General features: G+C 41.8%; 1 pseudogene. It reads right to left on the reverse strand.

Annotation, left to right across the window (positions count from 1 at the left end):
* Positions 1 to 98 precede the first annotated feature (98 nt).
* Positions 99 to 330: pseudogene (locus JTI98_RS16970) on the reverse strand (hypothetical protein); the annotation flags it as partial.

A 330-nucleotide genomic window follows, 5' to 3' on the forward strand; every position in this document is an offset into this window, starting at 1 on the left:
AAGCGAAAAACAGACATAGACTTATCCAGACTCCAAAGGGATTCAAATGTAGCCGATGTAGCTTTCTGGGATAATTACACATTAGCGACTGAATCGCCTCAAGTTTTAAATCTTCGCACCACCTGAACATTCTGCACGTTTGTTCCAAACGTCACTTCCGTCATGAGAATAATTTTGCTGCCACCTCGATCGCAGTTATATTTCAGGACGTCAATGTATTGGTTCTCGGTTAAAAACACGTATCGTATTGCAGTATTCCCAAAGGAGATGTGTTCTAAAATGCTTTCCATTCCCCACCTGAGATAATTATTGGACAACCAGAGGTCGGCA

Origin of the sequence: Citrobacter sp. MGH 55, from assembly GCF_016906145.1 — a bacterium.
Classification (GTDB): domain Bacteria; phylum Pseudomonadota; class Gammaproteobacteria; order Enterobacterales; family Enterobacteriaceae; genus Citrobacter_A; species Citrobacter_A amalonaticus.